This window comes from Paenisporosarcina sp. (genome assembly GCF_049671445.1).
GTDB lineage: Bacteria > Bacillota > Bacilli > Bacillales_A > Planococcaceae > Paenisporosarcina.
The window spans coordinates 1-17851 of the sequence record NZ_JBATUX010000102.1; the positions used below are offsets into that span (position 1 = coordinate 1).

The following is a 17851-nucleotide window of genomic DNA, read 5'->3' on the forward strand; positions in this document are numbered from 1 at the left end:
GGAAAGCGTCCGCCTGAAACGGAAATCATCAATATTAATGAATCAATCATTTTGTCCAAAACACCTGAAACACTGGATTTATCGAACTAAAATTATATACTTTCTTAACTTTTAAAAAAAGCCGCACTTCCTCAAAGGAGTGTGCGGCTCATGTCTTTATTTTTTCAAGTTATAGAAAGTTTTCATTCCTAAATATTGAGCAGTTTCGTAAAGTTGGTCTTCAATACGAAGTAATTGGTTGTATTTCGCTACGCGGTCAGATCGTGACGGTGCACCCGTTTTAATTTGGCCAGCGTTTGTAGCAACTGCGATATCAGCAATCGTTGAATCTTCAGATTCACCAGAGCGATGAGAAATTACTGTTGTGTAACCTGCTCGTTTCGCCATTTCAATCGCATCAAATGTTTCTGTTAATGTACCGATTTGGTTTACTTTGATTAAGATTGAGTTCGCAACGCCTTCTTCAATCCCTTTAGAAAGTTTCGAAGTATTTGTAACGAATAAATCGTCACCAACAAGTTGAACACGATCGCCTAGGCGTTCTGTCAATAATTTATGTCCAGCCCAGTCGTTTTCATCTAAACCATCTTCAATTGAAACGATTGGGTATTTGTCGCAAAGCTCTTCATACCAGTTAACCATTTCTTCAGATGTTTTGACAATGCCTTCTCCAACTAAATGATATTTCCCATCTTCTTTGTTAAAGAACTCAGAAGAAGCAACATCCATAGCTAGCAAGATCTCTTCGCCTGGCTTGTACCCAGCTTTTTCAATAGCAGTCAAAATCGTAGTGATAGCTTCTTCATTTGACGATAAGTTAGGAGCGAATCCACCTTCATCTCCTACAGCAGTGTTCAATCCTTTATCTTTCAATACTGATTTCAAGTTATGGAAAATTTCAGCGCCCATTTGAAGTGCTTGGCGGAAAGATGTTGCCCCTACAGGCATTACCATAAATTCTTGAATATCAACATTGTTATCAGCATGTTCCCCACCGTTTAAGATGTTCATCATTGGAACAGGAAGTTGTTTCGCGTTAAATCCACCTAAGTATTGATATAACGGGATGTCCAAATAATCTGCTGCTGCATGAGCAGTGGCAAGTGAAACTCCAAGAATTGCGTTAGCTCCCAGTTTGCCTTTATTTTCTGTACCATCTAATTCAATCATTGCTTGATCGATTGATACTTGATCTAATACAGTGAATTTTTCTTCAAGTTCTTCTGCAATTACTACGTTTACGTTTTCAACGGCTTTAAGGACGCCTTTACCAAGGTAACGACCTTTGTCTCCATCACGTAGTTCTACAGCTTCATGTTCACCCGTAGAAGCGCCTGAAGGTACAATTGCGCGACCAAATGCTCCGCTTTCTGTAAATACTTCAACTTCAATAGTTGGATTTCCGCGAGAATCTAATACTTCACGAGCTTGTATTTGAGTAATAATTGGCATGTTTAAATCTCCTCAGCTTTCAATAATGTTTTACCTGTCATTTCAGACGGTTGATTAATTCCTAACAAGTGTAACATGGTAGGGGCAAGATCTGCTAAGATACCATCTTCACGTAAATCAATTCCATTTTTCGTTACAATAACAGGAACGGGATTCGTGGTGTGCGCTGTCATCGGTTCACCGGCAACAGTTAAGACTTCATCTGAATTGCCATGATCTGCCGTGATAATAGCTGCTCCACCTTTAGCAATTAGTGCATCAACAATGCGTCCTAAACATTCGTCTACCACTTCAATTGCACGAATTGTTGGCTCAAGCATTCCACTATGACCGACCATATCGGGATTTGCAAAGTTTAATAAAATCCCATCAAAACGGTCTGCAGCAATGGCCTCAAGTAATGCATCTGTTACTTCATAAGCACTCATTTCAGGCTGTAAATCATATGTTGCCACTTTTGGAGAATCAATTAATATACGTTCTTCTCCAGGGAAACGTTCTTCTCGTCCACCACTCATAAAGAAGGTAACATGAGGGAACTTCTCTGTTTCAGCAATTCGTAACTGTGTTTTACCATTTGCAGAAAGGACTTCACCCACCGTGTTAACTAAGTTGTCACTAGCATAAGCGATGGAAGAAAATACTTCGTCACTATATGTTGTAAATGTCACAAACTTTAATTCAGTTGGATGTTTAGCACTCAAAGAAAATGCTGGATTACAACTAGGATTTGTTAAAACAGACGACAATTGAATCGCGCGGTCAGGTCTAAAGTTAAAGAAAATAACAGCATCTTGCGAATCAATTGTTGCAACTGGTTTCCCTTGTTCCTCAATAACAAACGGCAGGACAAATTCATCTGCTACTTTGTTATCATAAGAAGCTTTCACGCCTGCTATAGCTGACGTTGATAGTTCTCCTACGCCATCAACTAAAGCACGATAGGCTTTCTCTACTCGCTCCCATCGACGATCTCGGTCCATTGCATAATAACGACCACTAATAGTAGCAAATTTACCTACACCAATTTGAGACATTTGTTTTTCTGTTTCTTCAATGTAAGAAAGTGCCGTTGATGGCCCTACATCGCGACCATCTAAGAATCCGTGAACGAAGACGTCTTCAAGTCCTTGTGATTTCGCTAATTGCAATAAGGCAAATAAATGCTCGTAATGCGAATGAACGCCACCGTCAGATAACAAGCCCATTAAGTGGAGTTTTGAACCATGCGCTTTCACATGTGCAATTGCCTCCATAAATGCTGCATTCTGAAAGAAGTCGGCATCAGCAATCGATTTATGAATTCTTGTTAAATTTTGATACACAATACGTCCTGCACCAATATTTAAATGACCAACTTCGGAATTCCCCATTTGACCTTCGGGGAGCCCAACAGCGTTCCCTGAAGCCACTAAAGAAGCATGGGAATAGGTATTCCAGTAACGATCAAAGTTCGGTTTTTTCGCTTGTGCCACTGCATTGCCAAAAACTTCACTACGTATCGCAAAACCATCTAAAATGATTAATGCAACGGGTGATTTAGACATTGGCACCAGCCTCCAATAATTTTAAAAACGATTCAGGTTGTAAACTTGCTCCACCAACTAGTGCACCGTCTATGTGTTCCATTGTTAATAACTCTTCTATGTTTTCTGGTTTAACAGAGCCACCGTATTGAATACGGACTGCTTCAGACACTTGTTGTCCAAATAAAGACTCTACTTTATTGCGAATAGCTCCACACACTTCATTGGCATTTTCAGATGTAGCAGTTTTACCTGTACCGATTGCCCATATTGGTTCGTATGCAATTACTGTTTGTTTCACTTGATCTTCATTCAATCCAGCAAGTGCTAGTTCTACTTGTCCTTCTACTTTAGAAGTTGTGTTGCCTGCTTCACGCTCTTCAAGAGTTTCACCTACACAAACAATAGGAGTTAATGAATGAGCAAATGCCGCTTGCACTTTCTTATTGACTGCTTCGTCTGTTTCATTAAAATATTCACGTCGCTCTGAGTGTCCTAAAATAACGTATTCAACGCCTAAGTCTGCTAATTGAACTGGGCTAACTTCGCCAGTAAAAGCACCTTCATTTTCAAAGTGCATCGTTTGAGCACCCACATGAACAGTTGATCCAGATAGTGATTGAGTTAATTGTTCTAGAAAGAGTGGTGCTGCACAAATTACTGTATCCACTTTCACAGAATCTGGTGCCAATCCTTTTACTTCTTCAGCAAATTGTTTCGCCTCAGATAAAGTTTTATACATTTTCCAGTTACCAGCAATAATGGGTTTTCGCATGCGAATTCCTCCTTAGTTTTGATCGTTTAGTGCCACAACTCCAGGTAAGTCTTTACCTTCCATGAACTCTAAAGAAGCTCCGCCACCAGTCGAAATGTGATCCATTTTATCAGCTACATCGAATTTTTCAACAGCTGCGGCTGAATCGCCACCACCGATTACAGTGTACCCTTGTGTTGTTGCCATAGCATTTGCTACACCTTTAGTTCCTTCAGCAAATGGTGTCATTTCAAATACACCCATTGGTCCATTCCAAATGATAAGTTTCGAATTCGCAATGACATCTGCGTATTGAGCTGTTGTTTTTGGTCCGATATCAAGTCCCATCCAATCAGAAGGGATTTCATCGATGTTAACTACTTTGGTTTCAGCATCTTTTGAAAATTCATTAGCTACTACAACGTCGATCGGCATGAATAAATTCACACCTTTTTCTTTTGCTTTATCGATAAATGATTTGGCTAAGTCAACTTTGTCTTCTTCAAGCAAAGATTTTCCAACATCGTTACCTTGTGCTTTAGAAAATGTATAAGATAAGCCGCCACCAATGATAAGGTTGTCCACAATATCCAATAAATGATCAATCACACCAATTTTATCTTTTACTTTTGCTCCACCAATGATGGCTGTAAATGGTCGCTCTGGTTCAGACAAAGCTTTACCTAAAACGTCTAATTCCTTTTCCATTAACAATCCTGAAACTGCTGGAATATGTTTGGCGATACCCTCTGTCGAAGCATGTGCACGATGTGCTGCTCCAAAAGCATCGTTTACAAAAACATCTGCGAGCTTAGCAAATTGCTCTGCTAATGCTGCATCATTTTTTTCTTCACCTTTATGGAAACGAACATTCTCAAGTAATACAATGTCGCCTTGCTCCAATTCAGCAATTGCTTGTTCTACTGACTCACCGACTGACTCGTCTAACTTCAGAACAGGTTTATGTAATAGTTCACTTAAGTGCTCACCTACTTGAGTTAAGCGTAACTCTTCAGTAACTTCTCCTTTTGGACGACCCATATGACTCGCCAAAATTACTTTTGCCCCTTTTTCTACCAAGTATTTGATGGTAGGAAGTGCTGCACGTATTCTTGTATCATCTGTAATTTTTCCATCTTCCATTGGCACATTAAAATCTACGCGGCAAAATACCCGCTTACCTGCCAAGTCTACTTGTTGCATTGTCTGTTTTTGTTTCATGAAGAATCTCCTCCTTCAAAAATTAAAAAAATAAGGAACGGAGGGTACCTCCGTTCCTTTTACCCTACTTTATTATAGAGGTTAATGACAATATTCGCTACTTTATCAAGAGCTTAGACGTCTTATAAACCTTTACTAGACATGTGTAGTGCAAGGTCGATACAACGAGTTGAGTAGCCAGTTTCATTATCATACCAAGACAATACTTTAACCATGTTTTTCTCAAGAACCATTGTTGATAAACCATCTACAGTTGATGAAGCGGCGTTACCGTTATAGTCACGAGATACTAAAGGCAATTCATTGTATTCTAAGAAACCATTTAATTCGTTTTCAGATGCTGATTTTAATGCAGCATTTACTTCTTCAGTTGTTACATCTGTATCAAGTTCTACTACTAAATCTACAAGTGATACGTTTGGCGTTGGTACTCGAACTGCCATTCCATCTAACTTGCCTTTTAGTTCAGGAAGAACTAATGATACTGCTGCTGCAGCTCCTGTTGAAGTTGGAATCATTGATTCAGCTGCTGCACGAGCACGGCGGTAATCTTCATGTGGTAAATCTAAAATACGTTGATCGTTTGTGTATGAATGAATTGTAGTCATCATACCGCGTTTAATTCCGAATTTCTCATGAAGAACTTTCGCAACTGGTGCTAAGCTATTTGTAGTACAAGATGCGTTTGAAACAACATGGTCTGTTTCAGGGTTATACGTTTCATGGTTAACACCCATAACGAATGTAGACATTCCACTCTTACCTGGTGAAGAAACGATAACTTTTTTAGCACCTGCTTCAATATGTTTTCCAGCAGATTCGTTATCACGGAAAATACCTGTTGCTTCAACAACAATATCAATTCCAAGATCTTTCCATGGTAAAACCGAAGGATCTTTTTCAGCATAAACACGTACTTGTTTGCCATTGACAATTAAGTAGTCGCCTTCAGATGATACGTCTGCATCAAAGATACCGTGTACTGAATCATACTTTAGTAAATGTGCTAACATTGCTGCATCCGTTAAGTCGTTAATCGCAACTACTTCTACACCTTCACGTTGTAATGCCTCGCGGAATACTACTCGCCCAATACGTCCAAATCCGTTAATTGCTAATTTTAAAGTCATTTATATTTCCTCCTAATTTTCATTACTCAAAAGTTGAGTTATTTTATTTGCGGCACCTTCATCAGTAATTAAAACCGTTTGATTTGGTGCGTGTTTTAAATAAGATAATATGGCAGAAGCTTTAGAAGCTCCTCCTGCAACAGCTAATAAATGTTGTGCGTGTTTAAGTTGTTTTAATTGTATCCCTACTGTGCGAATACGATGTACAGCTTTCCCTTGTTCATTAAAATAATAACCAAAGGCTTCACCGACAGCTTCCTTCTGCAAAATGATATCGAGTTCCTCATTGCTAGAATTACGGCGTCGCGCCATTTCTTTTGCATCCCCAATCCCGTGAATGACAATGTTTGTTTTATCATAAAGGTCTATCATTTCTTTTATGACAGGTTCTTTAATCATTGTCTTGTATGCTGTTTCACTTAGATGATCGGGTAGGTATAACGTTCGAGATGTTCCACTTGCCTGTATGGCAAATGCAGATGCTATATGATTAGCTTGCATTTCTACATTTTCACCAATTCCACCACGTGCTGCAACAAACACTAAATTCTTAGGCTTAAGATGCACGGATAAGTGGTTGGCAATCGCTGCAATTGTACTGCCACCTGTAACAGCAACAGTATCTTTATTTTTTGATAACAGTTCAAGCTGTTTTGCTGCTTCTTGCCCGATTAAGGATTTTGCAGGACTTTCGATTTCACTATCCCCTGGAACGATGATTACTCGAGCTAATTTAAATGCTTTTTCAAGTTGTTTTTCCATATCGTATAATCCAGACCATTCATGAACCAAATCTTTTAATGTTACTAAAACACTCTTGCCTTCTTGTGTAATTTCCATTCCATTTGCCAACACTTGTATTAACCCTTGTGCTCGTAAAATGTCTAACTCTCTTCTCGTCTCACGTTCAGTCGAATGTACGATTTCACTTAATGCTCTTCGTCCAATTCCTGTTGATAACTGAATCGTCATTAATAGTCGATATCTTTTTTGAAGAAGAGTCGTCATTTCTGGTAACAATTTCTGTTGTGCTTCTAGTAATTGTTCCATTGCATTCTCCCTTTTCGAAAAACTACATCTTCCGATTACAATCTTTAAAATAATCGGGACGTTTAATGTCCCGGTGGTACAGATTATGTCCCACTTATATTATTAATATACTCCTCTTTCAAAAAAAGTGCAAATAAAAAGACGTTTACGAAGTAAACGCCTCAGACTGAAGACTAACTTGATTTTGAATGAGTATATAAACCAGCAGGGACTTCCACTGCGCTTTCCGTGGGCTTGACTTCAGCCTCCTCGTCACTCCGTTCATTCGGGGTCTTCAGTTCAAGCTTATCCCACAGGAGTCTTCGTGGCAGTCCCTGCCTGGTGTTTAGCCTTTAACAAAAGTTGAAAAATTCCAAACGTTCTTTATTTTATTATCGTCCACCACCCGCAGACAACTTCACGAAGATTGAGTGATATGTTTATTCCATACTTCGCTATTTAATAAATACTTATGTCAACGATCTGAGACACTTACGAAGTAAACGCCTCTAACAAAGTAGGATAATCAATTCGACCTTCTTGAATAATTACCCCTCCGCTCTCAATCACAGGTATACGAAGTAGATATTTCTCATGAATTTTATCATCTTCTTCAATATTAATTTCTTCAATATCTAAGTAAATATCATCCTTTACTAATTCCAGCATTAATCTAGCTTCCTCACATAATGGACAATTTGATCGTGAATAAAATTGTACTTTCATCATTAATCCTTCCTTTCAAATCGTTTTCGTTTTGATGAACCAAAGATGCCAAGTTGCTCTCTATATTTTGCAATAACACGGCGTGATAAATGGATTCGTTCTAAAAGAAGCATATCGACGATTTTTTGATCGGATACCGGTTTGTTTTTATCCTCATGTTCAATAAAAAACTGAATTCGTGTTTTCACATGAGCTACCGAAACGTCATCTACGGATGGTTGCGAAAAAAAAGACTTTAAAGCAACGATTCCTGTTTGGGTTTGTATGTACTTCTCCCGAACAGCCCTACTAACTGTTGATTCATGTATTTCTAGCCGCTCTGCTAAATCGGTCATAGTCATAGGCACTAAGAAAGATGGACCTTTTGTAAAGTATTTTTGCTGACTATTTACTACTTCCTGAATGATTCGTTGCAAAGTCGACTTACGCCAATGTAGTTGAAATGTTATATTCTCGACTTCTTTCGTTTTTTTTTGGACATATGCCTTTGTTTGATCATCCATCTGAAGTGTTAGGCTTTGTGAATAAGTTTTATCAACATGTGCTTGAGGGAAAGCATGTCCGTAATAAATGATGGTACACTCTTTATTTTGAAATGATACATAGGCATCAGGTTGAATATATGCAGTCTGATGTTGTTCAATTAATTGTAAGGGCGATGTTGAAAAATTAGATAATGTATCTGCGATTTGTTGAATTTCTTCTAGTGAAATATGTATATTTTTCGCAAGCTCTTTCCATTTTTTCGAGATAAACAAGTCAAAATGGTTTGTTACAATATCTAATGTTTCCGCCGATAATCTTTTATTTATCGCTTGAAGAACTAATGCATGTTGTTTTGAGAATGCTCCAATTCCAATTGGTTCACAACGTTGTATGACTTCGATTGCTTCTTGAATTAAGAATTGTGGTTTATTGGTCCAGCTTGCATACTCTGCAAGTGTACCTGTAAGGAATCCATGTTCATCTAAATCATCGATGAGCCAATGAACCAAATAAGCGAGATCATCCGTTAAGTGAAAGTCTAGTAATTGTGTGTAAAGCAGATCTTTGAATGAAGAAAGGCTAGATTGTTGTTGAACCCTTTGTGGCGAAATAAGTGTTGGTCCTTTTAAACGTACTTTTAACCACGGGTTTTCATCTTGCTTTTCTCTCAGAAAATGTTCCAGTTCATAGGTCGAGAAATTTAGGATTTCAAGTGATTGGCGCAACGATTGAGTCATTGCTAATTTTTGTGTTTGTATCTGCAATTGACTTAAGTGTTGGTCCATTGAAATTCACCCCCAATTTCTATTATACGAGACAAGCTAAACATAGAGAAATGGGTAGAATTTGATATGTTTAATTTCAAGTTGAATTAGCTAACTCTATCTCTCAAAAAGAGCTTTTTACAAAAGCTTAGTTTTACAATACTGTTCTTTATCGTACATTTCCGCTGGCCGCACGTTTCGCATGAGCCAACAAGCATGAAAACCACATACTTGTGGGTCTCATTCTCCACGCTCCTGCGGCTTGCTAGGAGCAAATGCAATCTTTCTGTATTTTTCAATATCAATAGCATTCGTCTGATGTACTCTTTCTCAATATCAAAAGTATTCTCTAACATAGCCTTCACAAAAAAAGCGAGTGGCTTTTTGCCACTCACTTCTTAGAACTAAAATCCACGACCTGCGCCGCCTCCGCCAGAAGAACCTCCGCCTCCACCACGGAAACCACCTCCGCCGCCTCCGCCAAATCCACCGCCGAATGATCCTGGTCCCATCATAGGAAATCCGCCACGACGTCCTCGAGAGCCTGGCCCCATTCCACCTCCACCACGGTTTTTAAAAACCATGAAAAGTACGAATAAAATGATGATAATAGTGGTAATTGAAAAAGAACCACCACCCTCATCCTCACTACTTTTAGCAGACTGCTCAGGATTTACCGCTTCACCATTCCAGTCATATTCTTTAGCGATTTCTTGATAAAAAACTTTCATTGTATTTAAAATGGCTAAATCCGCTTTGTCCTCTTTCATATAAGGTACAGTAAACTCGTCTAGTATTCGCCCAACTTTGCCATCAGGTAAAGCACCTTCTAGGCCGTAGCCGACTTCAACCCACAACTCTCGAGTATCCATGTCGATGACTAGCAAGACACCATTATTTTTTTCTGCATCTCCAAGTTTATATTCACGAAATGCCTGGTTCGCAAAACTTTGAATATCAGCTCCCTCTAGTGAATTAACGGTCAGCACCGCTATTTGAGCACCTGTAGCATCATCTAAACGTGCCGCTAATTGATCAATCTCAGCTTCTTGTTCCTCGTTTAGTAAATCAGCAAAATCTTGGGTATAAATATCACCAACTGGTTGAGGTATTGTTGCCGCCTGAATCATTGGCGCAAGCGTCAACAGAAAAAGAAGCGCCGTTCCTACGAAAAGCGCAGCTTTTTTCATCACTCGCCATCTCCTCCGAAATCAATTTTCGGTGCATCCTGTGCTCCCGCATCAGCTTTAAAGTATTCTTTTTCATCAAAGCCGAAAATTCCTGCAAGCAATGCACCTGGAAATCGTTTTACTTTTCGATTAAAATCAGCAACTTCATTATTATAATCTTGTCTTGCTACTGATAATCGATTTTCTGTACCAGCTAATTCGTCCATCAATTGACGAAAATTTGCATCTGATTTGAGTTCGGGATAATTTTCAACGACAACTAATAATCGACTTAATGCTCCTGATAATTCATCATTCGCTTGCGCTTGTTCTTGTGGAGAACCAGCTCCAGCTAGACGAGCCCTAGCTTCAGTTACACTATCGATTACATCTTTTTCTTGTTTCGCAAACCCTTTAACTGTTTCCACCAAATTAGGAATCAAATCAAGTCTGCGTTGCAGTTGATTTTCCACTTGTGCGTATGCTTGATCTACATTTTCTTCGCCGTTAACGAAGCCGTTATAACTAGGAATTAACATAAGTGCCAAAACAACGATAATACCCACAACGATAAGAATGGGAACTAAACCTTTTTTCATTTTCTTCACCTCTTGATTAGTATAGTCATTATCTACCTTCTTTAGAGATTGTTAAAACATAAAAAAACGACAGTAACTGTAACAGTCACTGTCGTTTCATTTTTATGCTTTTTTCAAGTCGCTACGGGAAATGATATGATCCACTAAACCATATTCTTTCGCACGTTCAGCTGTCATGAAATTATCACGATCTGTGTCTTTTGCAATGACTTCAACCGATTGACCTGTACGTTCAGCTAAAATATTGTTCAACTTTTCACGTAAGAATAAAATACGTTTAGCAGCGATTTCAATTTCAGTCGCTTGCCCTTGTGCACCACCTAGTGGTTGGTGAATCATAACTTCAGAGTTTGGTAATGCATAACGTTTTCCTTTTGTTCCGGCAGCAAGTAAGAAAGCACCCATTGATGCAGCCATACCGATACAAATTGTTTGTACATCTGGCTTAATAAATTGCATTGTGTCAAAAATAGCCATACCCGCTGTAATACTTCCACCTGGGCTGTTAATGTAAATTGAAATATCTTTTTCTGGATCATCTGCTTCTAGGAAAAGTAATTGCGCCACTATGGAGTTTGCAACATTGTCATCAATGCCACTTCCAAGCATAATTACACGATCTTTAAGTAAACGAGAGTAAATGTCATAAGCACGTTCTCCACGGCTTGTTTGTTCAATAACTGTAGGAATTAAGTTCATTGAAATTGCCTCCTTCAAACATAAATTAATTTTCTTACATCCTGAGTTTCATAAGATGTTCTCAGTTGTTACTTTATCATATACAAGTTGGTCAAGGAAGGTCAAATATTATGCACGAAAAAGTAAAGTTGTATTGTTGGACGACTCTTTGTATAATAGAAAAGTCGCTTGTCCTCGTGGTGTAATGGATAACACGTGAGCCTCCGAAGCTTTAGATGTGAGTTCGATTCTCGCCGAGGGCGTCATTTAGTTCAAATAAAAAACCTTCGACAATTCTGTCGGAGGTTTTTTGCTAATTATTTATTCTTCATTTCCAACCATTGCGATTAATCCGGATACAGCTTGTTCTTCATCTGAGCCGTCAGCACTGATGATAACTGATGATCCTTTGCTAATAGCTAAGCTCATAATGCCCATAATACTTTTCGCATTAACTTTTTTAGTCTCTTTCTGTAAATACACATCTGCTTGATAACGATTTGCTTCCTGTACAAAAAGAGCAGCTTGTCTTGCTTGTAACCCTGATTTTAATCCTACTTGTACTTGTTTTTCTACCATTCGTTCATGCCCCCTAAGCTCTATCCCTTATTGTATTGTTTTTTATGTTAGCGGAAAAATTACTTTCACACAACTATCTATTTGCTTTATCGAACGTTACTCCACCGCGAAGACCATCTGCAATTTCATCAAGTTTACGTAAGCGATGATTAATTCCTGACTTACTGATAGTTCCAGTAGACACCATCTCGCCTAGCTCTTTTAACGTCACATCTTGATATTCTACACGTAAACGAGCAATTTCTCTAAGTTTCTCTGGAAGTTGATCGATTCCCATCGCTTTATCAATATATCGAATGTTTTCTACTTGGCGGACTGCTGCTCCGATGGTTTTGTTTAAATTGGCTGTCTCACAGTTCACCAGGCGGTTTACGCTATTTCTCATATCGCGAATGATTCGTACATCTTCAAACTTTAGCAATGCTTGGTGTGCTCCCGTGATACTGAAAAAATCAGAAATTTTTTCTGCTTCTTTTAAATACGTTACAAAACCTTTTTTACGCTCTATAGTTTTCGCATTTAATCCAAATCCATTCATTAAATCTACCAATGCTTCACTGTGATCTTTATATAGTGAATAGATTTCTAAATGATATGCAGAAGTTTCAGGATTATTAACTGACCCTCCAGCTAAAAATGCACCCCGTAAATAGGCACGTTTACAACAATTTTTTTTAATTAGTTCCGGTGAGATTGTATGATTAATTTGAAAATCTTCAGAAATGATTTTCAAATCTTCGAGTAAGGCTTTTGAGCCATCACGTACTCGACAAATATAGACATTATTTTTCTTCAACCGCATCTTTTTTCGTACTAACAATTCTACCCGATATGGATATGTGGACTTCATGAGCGTATATAGACGTCTTGCTATAGCCGCATTTTCCGTTTGAACATCTAAGCTTAAACTCCGATTGGCAAATGAAAGCGCACCATTCATTCGAATGAGTGCTGATAACTCTGCTTTCGCACAACAAGGGATTATGTCAGCTTGCGTCATTTCTTTTTTGGTTTCAGATGCAAATGACATAGAAGTGTCCTCCTTTCAAACGAAAGCTAGATAGATGAATTTTTAATAGCACTTTCCCTATCTTCCGCATATTCAACAAGCCATTCGGCAACTTTAGTAGCATCATGTCGGATGGCTCCATCCTGAATGGTCGCAATATCTTTTTTGACCACGGTTATTCCTAATTGAGATAAGCGAGACTCATCATAACTTACTGGCTTAGATTGTTCTTGTTCATACACTTTTTGAACTTCTACTGGAACTTCATCCGTATTCAACAAAATGGTTTGAATAAAGGGTGCTCCCATATGTAAAAAGAGTGCTCGAACATGATCAGCTGCCGAATAATTATGTGTTTCTCCAGCTTGTGTCATTAAATTACAAATGTATATATTATGAGCTTTAGATTGAAGAATAGCTTTTTGAATACCTTGTACTAATAGATTAGGCAAAATACTAGTATATAAACTTCCCGGACCAAATACGAGTAAATCAGCTTTTCGAATTGCTTTTATCGTATCTGGAAGAGGTTCCACATCATCTGGCGTTAAAAACACACGATGAATGCGTTGATTATACGTAGGAATTTTTGATTCACCTGTAACAATTGTACCATCGTCAAGTTCAGCATGGAGTGTAATGGTTTGATTTGCAGCTGGCAAAACAGTTCCATGAACATTTAAAACACGACTCATTTCACGAATTGCATGAGAAAAGTCACCTGTTATATCGGTCAATGCAGTCAACATTAAGTTCCCTAAAGAATGACCACCTAAGTCTACAGATTCACTAAACCGATACTGGAACATCTCTTCAACTAAGGGCTCTACATCCGATAATGCAGCCATTACTTTTCGTATATCACCCGGAGGCGGTATATCATAATCATCTCGAAGTCTACCTGAACTTCCGCCATCATCTGCGACGGTAACAATTGCAGTAATGTCGACAGGGAATTTTTTCAATCCTCGAAGTAACGTAGATAGTCCCGTTCCCCCGCCGATTATTACGATGCGTTTCCGGCGTTTGGAACGTGCCATTCCATCAACCCTTTCTATGTTTAATATCGCGATGCGTAATGACTGTTTGATACTCTTCTTGGAACAATTTTGCAAAGTATTCCGTAAGTGTTACGGAGCGATGTTGTCCGCCCGTACAACCAAACGCAATGACAAGTTGGCGTTTGCCTTCTCGTTTATATTGGGGAATCATATAAATCAATAAATCTGTCAGTTTTTCAATTAACACTTGAGTTTCTGGCCATTTTAATACGTAGCCGGAAACATCTGAATCTAAACCTGTTTTAGGACGTAACTCTTCTATATAATATGGATTGGGTAAAAAACGGACATCAAACACCAAATCTGCATCAATTGGCATCCCATGTTTATAACCAAACGACATAACATTTAAAGTGAAGGTATAGTTCCCTTTTGAAGAAAATTCAGCTTGAATTTTCTCTCGAAGCTCTTTTGGTTTTAAAGAGGATGTATTGTAAATAAATTGCGCTCTTCCTTTTAATTCAGAAAGTAATAAGCGCTCTCTTGCGATCCCCTCTAATGGTAATCCAGCAGGTGCAAGAGGGTGAGAACGACGTGTTTCTTTGTAGCGTCTGACCAATGTTTCATCATCTGCTTCTAAAAAGAGAATTTTCGGTGTCACTCCATTTTCTTTCGCCATATCGTCCAAAGCACCAATTAACGAATCAAATAAGTCTCCACCACGCATATCCATAACCGCTGCAATGCGGTTCATATCTTTCCCTGATTCTCTCATTAACTTTAAAAAAGTCATTAACAAGGCTGGTGGCAAGTTATCGATACAGAAAAACCCGAGATCCTCGAAACTTTGAATGGCTACTGTTTTACCTGCGCCAGACATGCCGGTAATAATAACAAATTCCGAATCTTGAGTTCGTTGCAATTCCATTATTGTCTCTCCCTTTCATTTGAAACTTGAATATCTTCTTTAATTAATTCAAAGTCAGTGGTATACACAAATGTTCCGTACTGAACTCCTTTGCCAGAAACAGCAAATTGGAGATTCGTCCGATCTCCTTCTGCCATCGGTAAATGAGCTAACGCTTCTACTGGATGCCATTCTAAGATGCCTTCTTTTGTATGCTCAAATGGAATTCCTTCTAAATCATACGCAATAAAGGTAAATAACATCCATTCGGTTTCAACCTTATCTTCATCACGTATAACCATTGTGTATACCCCCTTCAAATGAGGATCAATAGGGATGGTGTTCGTTTCCTCTTGAAACTCTCTAATTGCCGAAGTATAAATGGACTCGCCCGCTTCCATTTTGCCACCAGGAGCGACATACCAATCTCTACGTGGTTTCTTTAATAAAAGTACTTGCTGATTTTTTAATATAATTAAGTTCGCTATACGTTGCACATTCGACACTCCACATCCAAATAAACTCACTCATTCTATTATACAACTTTGATGAAGACCATACCAAAAAGAATGCAATAAGATTAGAGGAATGGATTCTTTCTCACGACACATTATTATAGTAGTAATCGAAAATGCATTAGGTCCACACTCCTCGCAGCACTTCTTACGCCTCAAGGTTGTGTTTATGTTAACAAGCGAGAGTTCAGCGGCCGCTTTCCGCTCTAATTGTTTGATGACGAGAAATCAAGTCCATGTCTGTTTCAATGAGTTAACTTGGATATAAGACGTGTTTGAGCGATAAATCTCAGGATTGAGCGATAAACTCTTTAATTTGATCGATAAATTTTTCACAATCTAAATGACACTAAAAATCTGTCTCATTGTTTTGCGCAATATCAACAGCAACATTTAACATAGCCAATAAAAAAAAGAGGCTGCCCATCGATTTGCATCGACGAACAGCCTGTCAAAATGTTGCTATAAAAAGGGGGTCAATTTACTTCCTTTAATATACACCTTTATTGTTGCAAGCGTATTACAGATGGATTAAAGAATGATTAAAATTAAACTTTAGCGCTTAATTTTTCATGTAGTTCTTCAATATAGTGTTGTGCGGCTTGTGCAGCAATACTTCCATCACCAGTAGCAGTAACAATTTGACGCAATGTTTTTTCTCTCACATCTCCTGCAGCGAAAATACCAGGAATTTTTGTTTCCATTTGTTCATTTGTTAGTATATAACCATTTTCATTTAAAATACCTAAATTCACAAATGGTTTTGTTAATGGCAGCATGCCGATATATATGAATACACCGTCCGCTGTAAATTCCTGTTCAGAATCATCCACAGTAGAAGCTAATGTTACGCCTCCGACTTTACCATTTTCATCGTTAATCGATTTTACAGTATGGTTCCAGATAAACTCAATTTTTTCATTTGCAAAAGCACGGTCTTGAAGGATTTTTTGTGCACGCAATTCTTCTCGACGGTGGACAATCGTTACTTTACTTGCAAAGCGAGTTAAATATACTCCCTCTTCAACAGCCGAATCTCCGCCACCAACTACTACTAATTCTTTATTTCTAAAGAATGCTCCATCACAAACTGCACAATAACTTACTCCGCGCCCACCGAGCTCTGTTTCGCCGGGGATGCCCATTTTTTTATATTCTGCACCAGTGGTTAAAATAATAGTGCGTGCTTTGTATTCTTTTCCACCAGCTTTAATGGTTTTAAAAGCTTCACCATCAATAATTTCTTGTACATCTCCGTATGCATATTCTGCACCGAATTTTTTCGCATGGTCAAACATTTTAGTCGAAAGTTCTGGTCCTAAAATATGTTCAAAACCAGGGTAATTTTCAACTTCTTCAGTATTTGCCATTTGGCCACCCGGAATTCCTCGTTCGATCATTAATGTCGATAAGTTTCCTCGTGATGTATATACAGCAGCCGTCATACCGGCAGGACCTGCACCGATAATTACAACGTCATAAATTTTTTCTTCAGTCATATAAAAAACCTCCTAAACCCAATGTTCTGTAACAAATGTATAAGATTCATGTCGCTCATTCAACTTTTTTGCTTACGAATCAGAGAATGGTAAAAACTGAATGAGTTCATTTACATACTTCGTTAAGGTTGGTGTTGTGATTTCATAGTTTTTTGCTAACGCAGTTTTCGTAATCCCATGAGATCGAGAGGATTGAAACATATAATCCGCTGCGGCTGCCAAGGCATTCGGGTTTTTAAATACATACCCTTTATCGATTGCACGTTCAATTAAAACGAACCACATCTGAAACAAAAATGAACCATCAATTGTGACGGGACGATTTTTCACATATAATACTTCTGTTGCATGAACTGCTCGCATAAATGAAATCTCTGCTGGTTGTTTCGCTTCAAATTCATGTCCAAGAGAAAAAGCAAGTAACCACTTTTCCATTGTAGAATACGATTCAACATTCACCCATTCAGGATGAGCAATAATTTCTTGTTTATGAGCCGTCTTACCAAGTAAAAACAAACCAAACATACGCTCACTACGATAAGCATTTTCTAACTTCTCTACAATAAAGTCTCGATTATGTTCCATCCCTTGCAGAGCTTCGCCTTCAACTTGACCAGCCCAAGGTTCAAGACCTTGCTTTTCTGGATCAATGTTAATTAATTGTTTCCATGCAAAGCGCGCCTCTTTTTCATGATCCGAAAAATACGCCGAATGTGACAACCAGAAATAAAACCCTGGATCGCCCTCATATCCCCGTTTTTGGAGTGAACGTAACCATTTATAGGCATCATCGTAACGGCCTACTAA

17 protein-coding genes, 1 tRNA gene and 1 pseudogene are annotated in these 17851 nt (G+C 38.4%); 1 reads left to right on the forward strand and 18 read right to left on the reverse strand.

What is annotated here, in order from left to right; translation table 11 throughout:
* Positions 1-156: 156 nt before the first annotated feature.
* The 11 genes from eno to clpP form a co-directional block, all read right to left on the reverse strand.
* The gene (gene eno / locus WBG45_RS12525; protein ID WP_424415033.1) at positions 157-1452 is read right to left on the reverse strand and encodes a phosphopyruvate hydratase; all 1296 of its coding nucleotides are present in this window, start codon (positions 1450-1452) and stop codon (positions 157-159) included.
* Positions 1453-1454: 2 nt separating this feature from the next.
* On the reverse strand, positions 1455-2999 hold the full coding sequence (gpmI, locus tag WBG45_RS12530) for a 2,3-bisphosphoglycerate-independent phosphoglycerate mutase (RefSeq protein ID WP_424415035.1): 1545 nt from the start codon (positions 2997-2999) through the stop codon (positions 1455-1457).
* On the reverse strand, positions 2992-3753 hold the full coding sequence (gene tpiA / locus WBG45_RS12535) for a triose-phosphate isomerase (protein ID WP_424415037.1): 762 nt from the start codon (positions 3751-3753) through the stop codon (positions 2992-2994). Before tpiA ends, gpmI begins: the two co-directional genes overlap by 8 nt.
* A 12-nt stretch (positions 3754-3765) precedes the next feature.
* A complete protein-coding gene (locus WBG45_RS12540; RefSeq protein WP_424415039.1) occupies positions 3766-4953 on the reverse strand; it encodes a phosphoglycerate kinase in 1188 nt (395 codons plus the stop codon).
* Positions 4954-5075: 122 nt separating this feature from the next.
* Positions 5076-6083, reverse strand: a complete 1008-nt coding sequence (gene gap / locus WBG45_RS12545; RefSeq protein ID WP_424415041.1) for a type I glyceraldehyde-3-phosphate dehydrogenase — start codon at positions 6081-6083, stop codon at positions 5076-5078.
* Between the two features lie 12 nt (positions 6084-6095).
* Complete coding sequence (locus WBG45_RS12550) at positions 6096-7133, reverse strand: sugar-binding transcriptional regulator (protein ID WP_424415043.1); 1038 nt, start codon at positions 7131-7133, stop codon at positions 6096-6098.
* 471 nt (positions 7134-7604) lie between these two features.
* Entirely contained in the window at positions 7605-7838 is a 234-nt protein-coding gene (locus tag WBG45_RS12555) for a glutaredoxin family protein (protein WP_424415045.1), read from the reverse strand.
* Between the two features lie 2 nt (positions 7839-7840).
* Positions 7841-9109, reverse strand: coding sequence for an RNA polymerase factor sigma-54 (rpoN, locus tag WBG45_RS12560; protein WP_424415047.1), 1269 nt, complete (start codon positions 9107-9109; stop codon positions 7841-7843).
* A 383-nt stretch (positions 9110-9492) separates the two neighbouring features.
* Positions 9493-10278 (reverse strand): TPM domain-containing protein, encoded by a 786-nt coding sequence (locus tag WBG45_RS12565; protein WP_424415049.1) that lies wholly within the window; start codon positions 10276-10278, stop codon positions 9493-9495.
* The gene (locus WBG45_RS12570; protein ID WP_424415051.1) at positions 10278-10856 is read right to left on the reverse strand and encodes a LemA family protein; all 579 of its coding nucleotides are present in this window, start codon (positions 10854-10856) and stop codon (positions 10278-10280) included. Before WBG45_RS12570 ends, WBG45_RS12565 begins: the two co-directional genes overlap by 1 nt.
* A gap of 102 nt (positions 10857-10958) precedes the next feature.
* Positions 10959-11555 carry an ATP-dependent Clp endopeptidase proteolytic subunit ClpP gene (gene clpP / locus WBG45_RS12575; RefSeq protein ID WP_024534025.1) on the reverse strand — a complete coding sequence of 199 codons (597 nt, stop codon included), beginning with the start codon at positions 11553-11555 and terminating at the stop codon, positions 10959-10961.
* 170 nt (positions 11556-11725) lie between these two features.
* Between clpP and WBG45_RS12580 the strand changes: the two genes are divergently transcribed.
* Positions 11726-11797: transfer RNA gene (locus tag WBG45_RS12580), tRNA-Arg, on the forward strand.
* A 58-nt stretch (positions 11798-11855) separates the two neighbouring features.
* Here WBG45_RS12580 and WBG45_RS12585 read toward each other — a convergent pair.
* The 7 genes and pseudogenes from WBG45_RS12585 to WBG45_RS12615 form a co-directional block, all read right to left on the reverse strand.
* Complete coding sequence (locus WBG45_RS12585) at positions 11856-12113, reverse strand: HPr family phosphocarrier protein (RefSeq protein WP_024534024.1); 258 nt, start codon at positions 12111-12113, stop codon at positions 11856-11858.
* Positions 12114-12186: 73 nt separating this feature from the next.
* Entirely contained in the window at positions 12187-13143 is a 957-nt protein-coding gene (gene whiA, locus WBG45_RS12590) for a DNA-binding protein WhiA (protein ID WP_024534023.1), read from the reverse strand.
* 26 nt (positions 13144-13169) lie between these two features.
* The gene (locus WBG45_RS12595; protein WP_424415054.1) at positions 13170-14162 is read right to left on the reverse strand and encodes a gluconeogenesis factor YvcK family protein; all 993 of its coding nucleotides are present in this window, start codon (positions 14160-14162) and stop codon (positions 13170-13172) included.
* Positions 14163-14166: 4 nt separating this feature from the next.
* Positions 14167-15051 carry an RNase adapter RapZ gene (gene rapZ, locus WBG45_RS12600; protein WP_424415056.1) on the reverse strand — a complete coding sequence of 295 codons (885 nt, stop codon included), beginning with the start codon at positions 15049-15051 and terminating at the stop codon, positions 14167-14169.
* Positions 15051-15527: an NUDIX hydrolase gene (locus WBG45_RS12605; RefSeq protein WP_424415058.1), complete on the reverse strand. Its 477-nt coding sequence runs from the start codon at positions 15525-15527 to the stop codon at positions 15051-15053. The genes rapZ and WBG45_RS12605 overlap by 1 nt, the downstream gene beginning before the upstream one ends.
* 566 nt (positions 15528-16093) lie before the next feature.
* Positions 16094-17044 (reverse strand): thioredoxin-disulfide reductase, encoded by a 951-nt coding sequence (gene trxB, locus WBG45_RS12610; RefSeq protein ID WP_424415060.1) that lies wholly within the window; start codon positions 17042-17044, stop codon positions 16094-16096.
* A 72-nt stretch (positions 17045-17116) separates the two neighbouring features.
* Positions 17117-17851, reverse strand: a pseudogene (locus tag WBG45_RS12615) (tetratricopeptide repeat protein); the annotation flags it as partial.

Excerpts from the sequence above, each read along its gene's own strand:
- eno (WP_424415033.1), bottom strand. The coding sequence starts at position 1,452 with ATGCCAATTATTACTCAAATACAAGCTCGTGAAGTATTAGATTCTCGC.
- gpmI (WP_424415035.1), bottom strand. The coding sequence starts at position 2,999 with ATGTCTAAATCACCCGTTGCATTAATCATTTTAGATGGTTTTGCGATA.
- tpiA (WP_424415037.1), bottom strand. The coding sequence starts at position 3,753 with ATGCGAAAACCCATTATTGCTGGTAACTGGAAAATGTATAAAACTTTA.
- WBG45_RS12540 (WP_424415039.1), bottom strand. The coding sequence starts at position 4,953 with ATGAAACAAAAACAGACAATGCAACAAGTAGACTTGGCAGGTAAGCGG.
- gap (WP_424415041.1), bottom strand. The coding sequence starts at position 6,083 with ATGACTTTAAAATTAGCAATTAACGGATTTGGACGTATTGGGCGAGTA.
- WBG45_RS12550 (WP_424415043.1), bottom strand. The coding sequence starts at position 7,133 with ATGGAACAATTACTAGAAGCACAACAGAAATTGTTACCAGAAATGACG.
- WBG45_RS12555 (WP_424415045.1), bottom strand. The coding sequence starts at position 7,838 with ATGAAAGTACAATTTTATTCACGATCAAATTGTCCATTATGTGAGGAA.
- rpoN (WP_424415047.1), bottom strand. The coding sequence starts at position 9,109 with ATGGACCAACACTTAAGTCAATTGCAGATACAAACACAAAAATTAGCA.
- WBG45_RS12565 (WP_424415049.1), bottom strand. The coding sequence starts at position 10,278 with ATGAAAAAAGCTGCGCTTTTCGTAGGAACGGCGCTTCTTTTTCTGTTG.
- WBG45_RS12570 (WP_424415051.1), bottom strand. The coding sequence starts at position 10,856 with ATGAAAAAAGGTTTAGTTCCCATTCTTATCGTTGTGGGTATTATCGTT.
- clpP (WP_024534025.1), bottom strand. The coding sequence starts at position 11,555 with ATGAACTTAATTCCTACAGTTATTGAACAAACAAGCCGTGGAGAACGT.
- WBG45_RS12585 (WP_024534024.1), bottom strand. The coding sequence starts at position 12,113 with ATGGTAGAAAAACAAGTACAAGTAGGATTAAAATCAGGGTTACAAGCA.
- whiA (WP_024534023.1), bottom strand. The coding sequence starts at position 13,143 with ATGTCATTTGCATCTGAAACCAAAAAAGAAATGACGCAAGCTGACATA.
- WBG45_RS12595 (WP_424415054.1), bottom strand. The coding sequence starts at position 14,162 with ATGGCACGTTCCAAACGCCGGAAACGCATCGTAATAATCGGCGGGGGA.
- rapZ (WP_424415056.1), bottom strand. The coding sequence starts at position 15,051 with ATGGAATTGCAACGAACTCAAGATTCGGAATTTGTTATTATTACCGGC.
- trxB (WP_424415060.1), bottom strand. The coding sequence starts at position 17,044 with ATGACTGAAGAAAAAATTTATGACGTTGTAATTATCGGTGCAGGTCCT.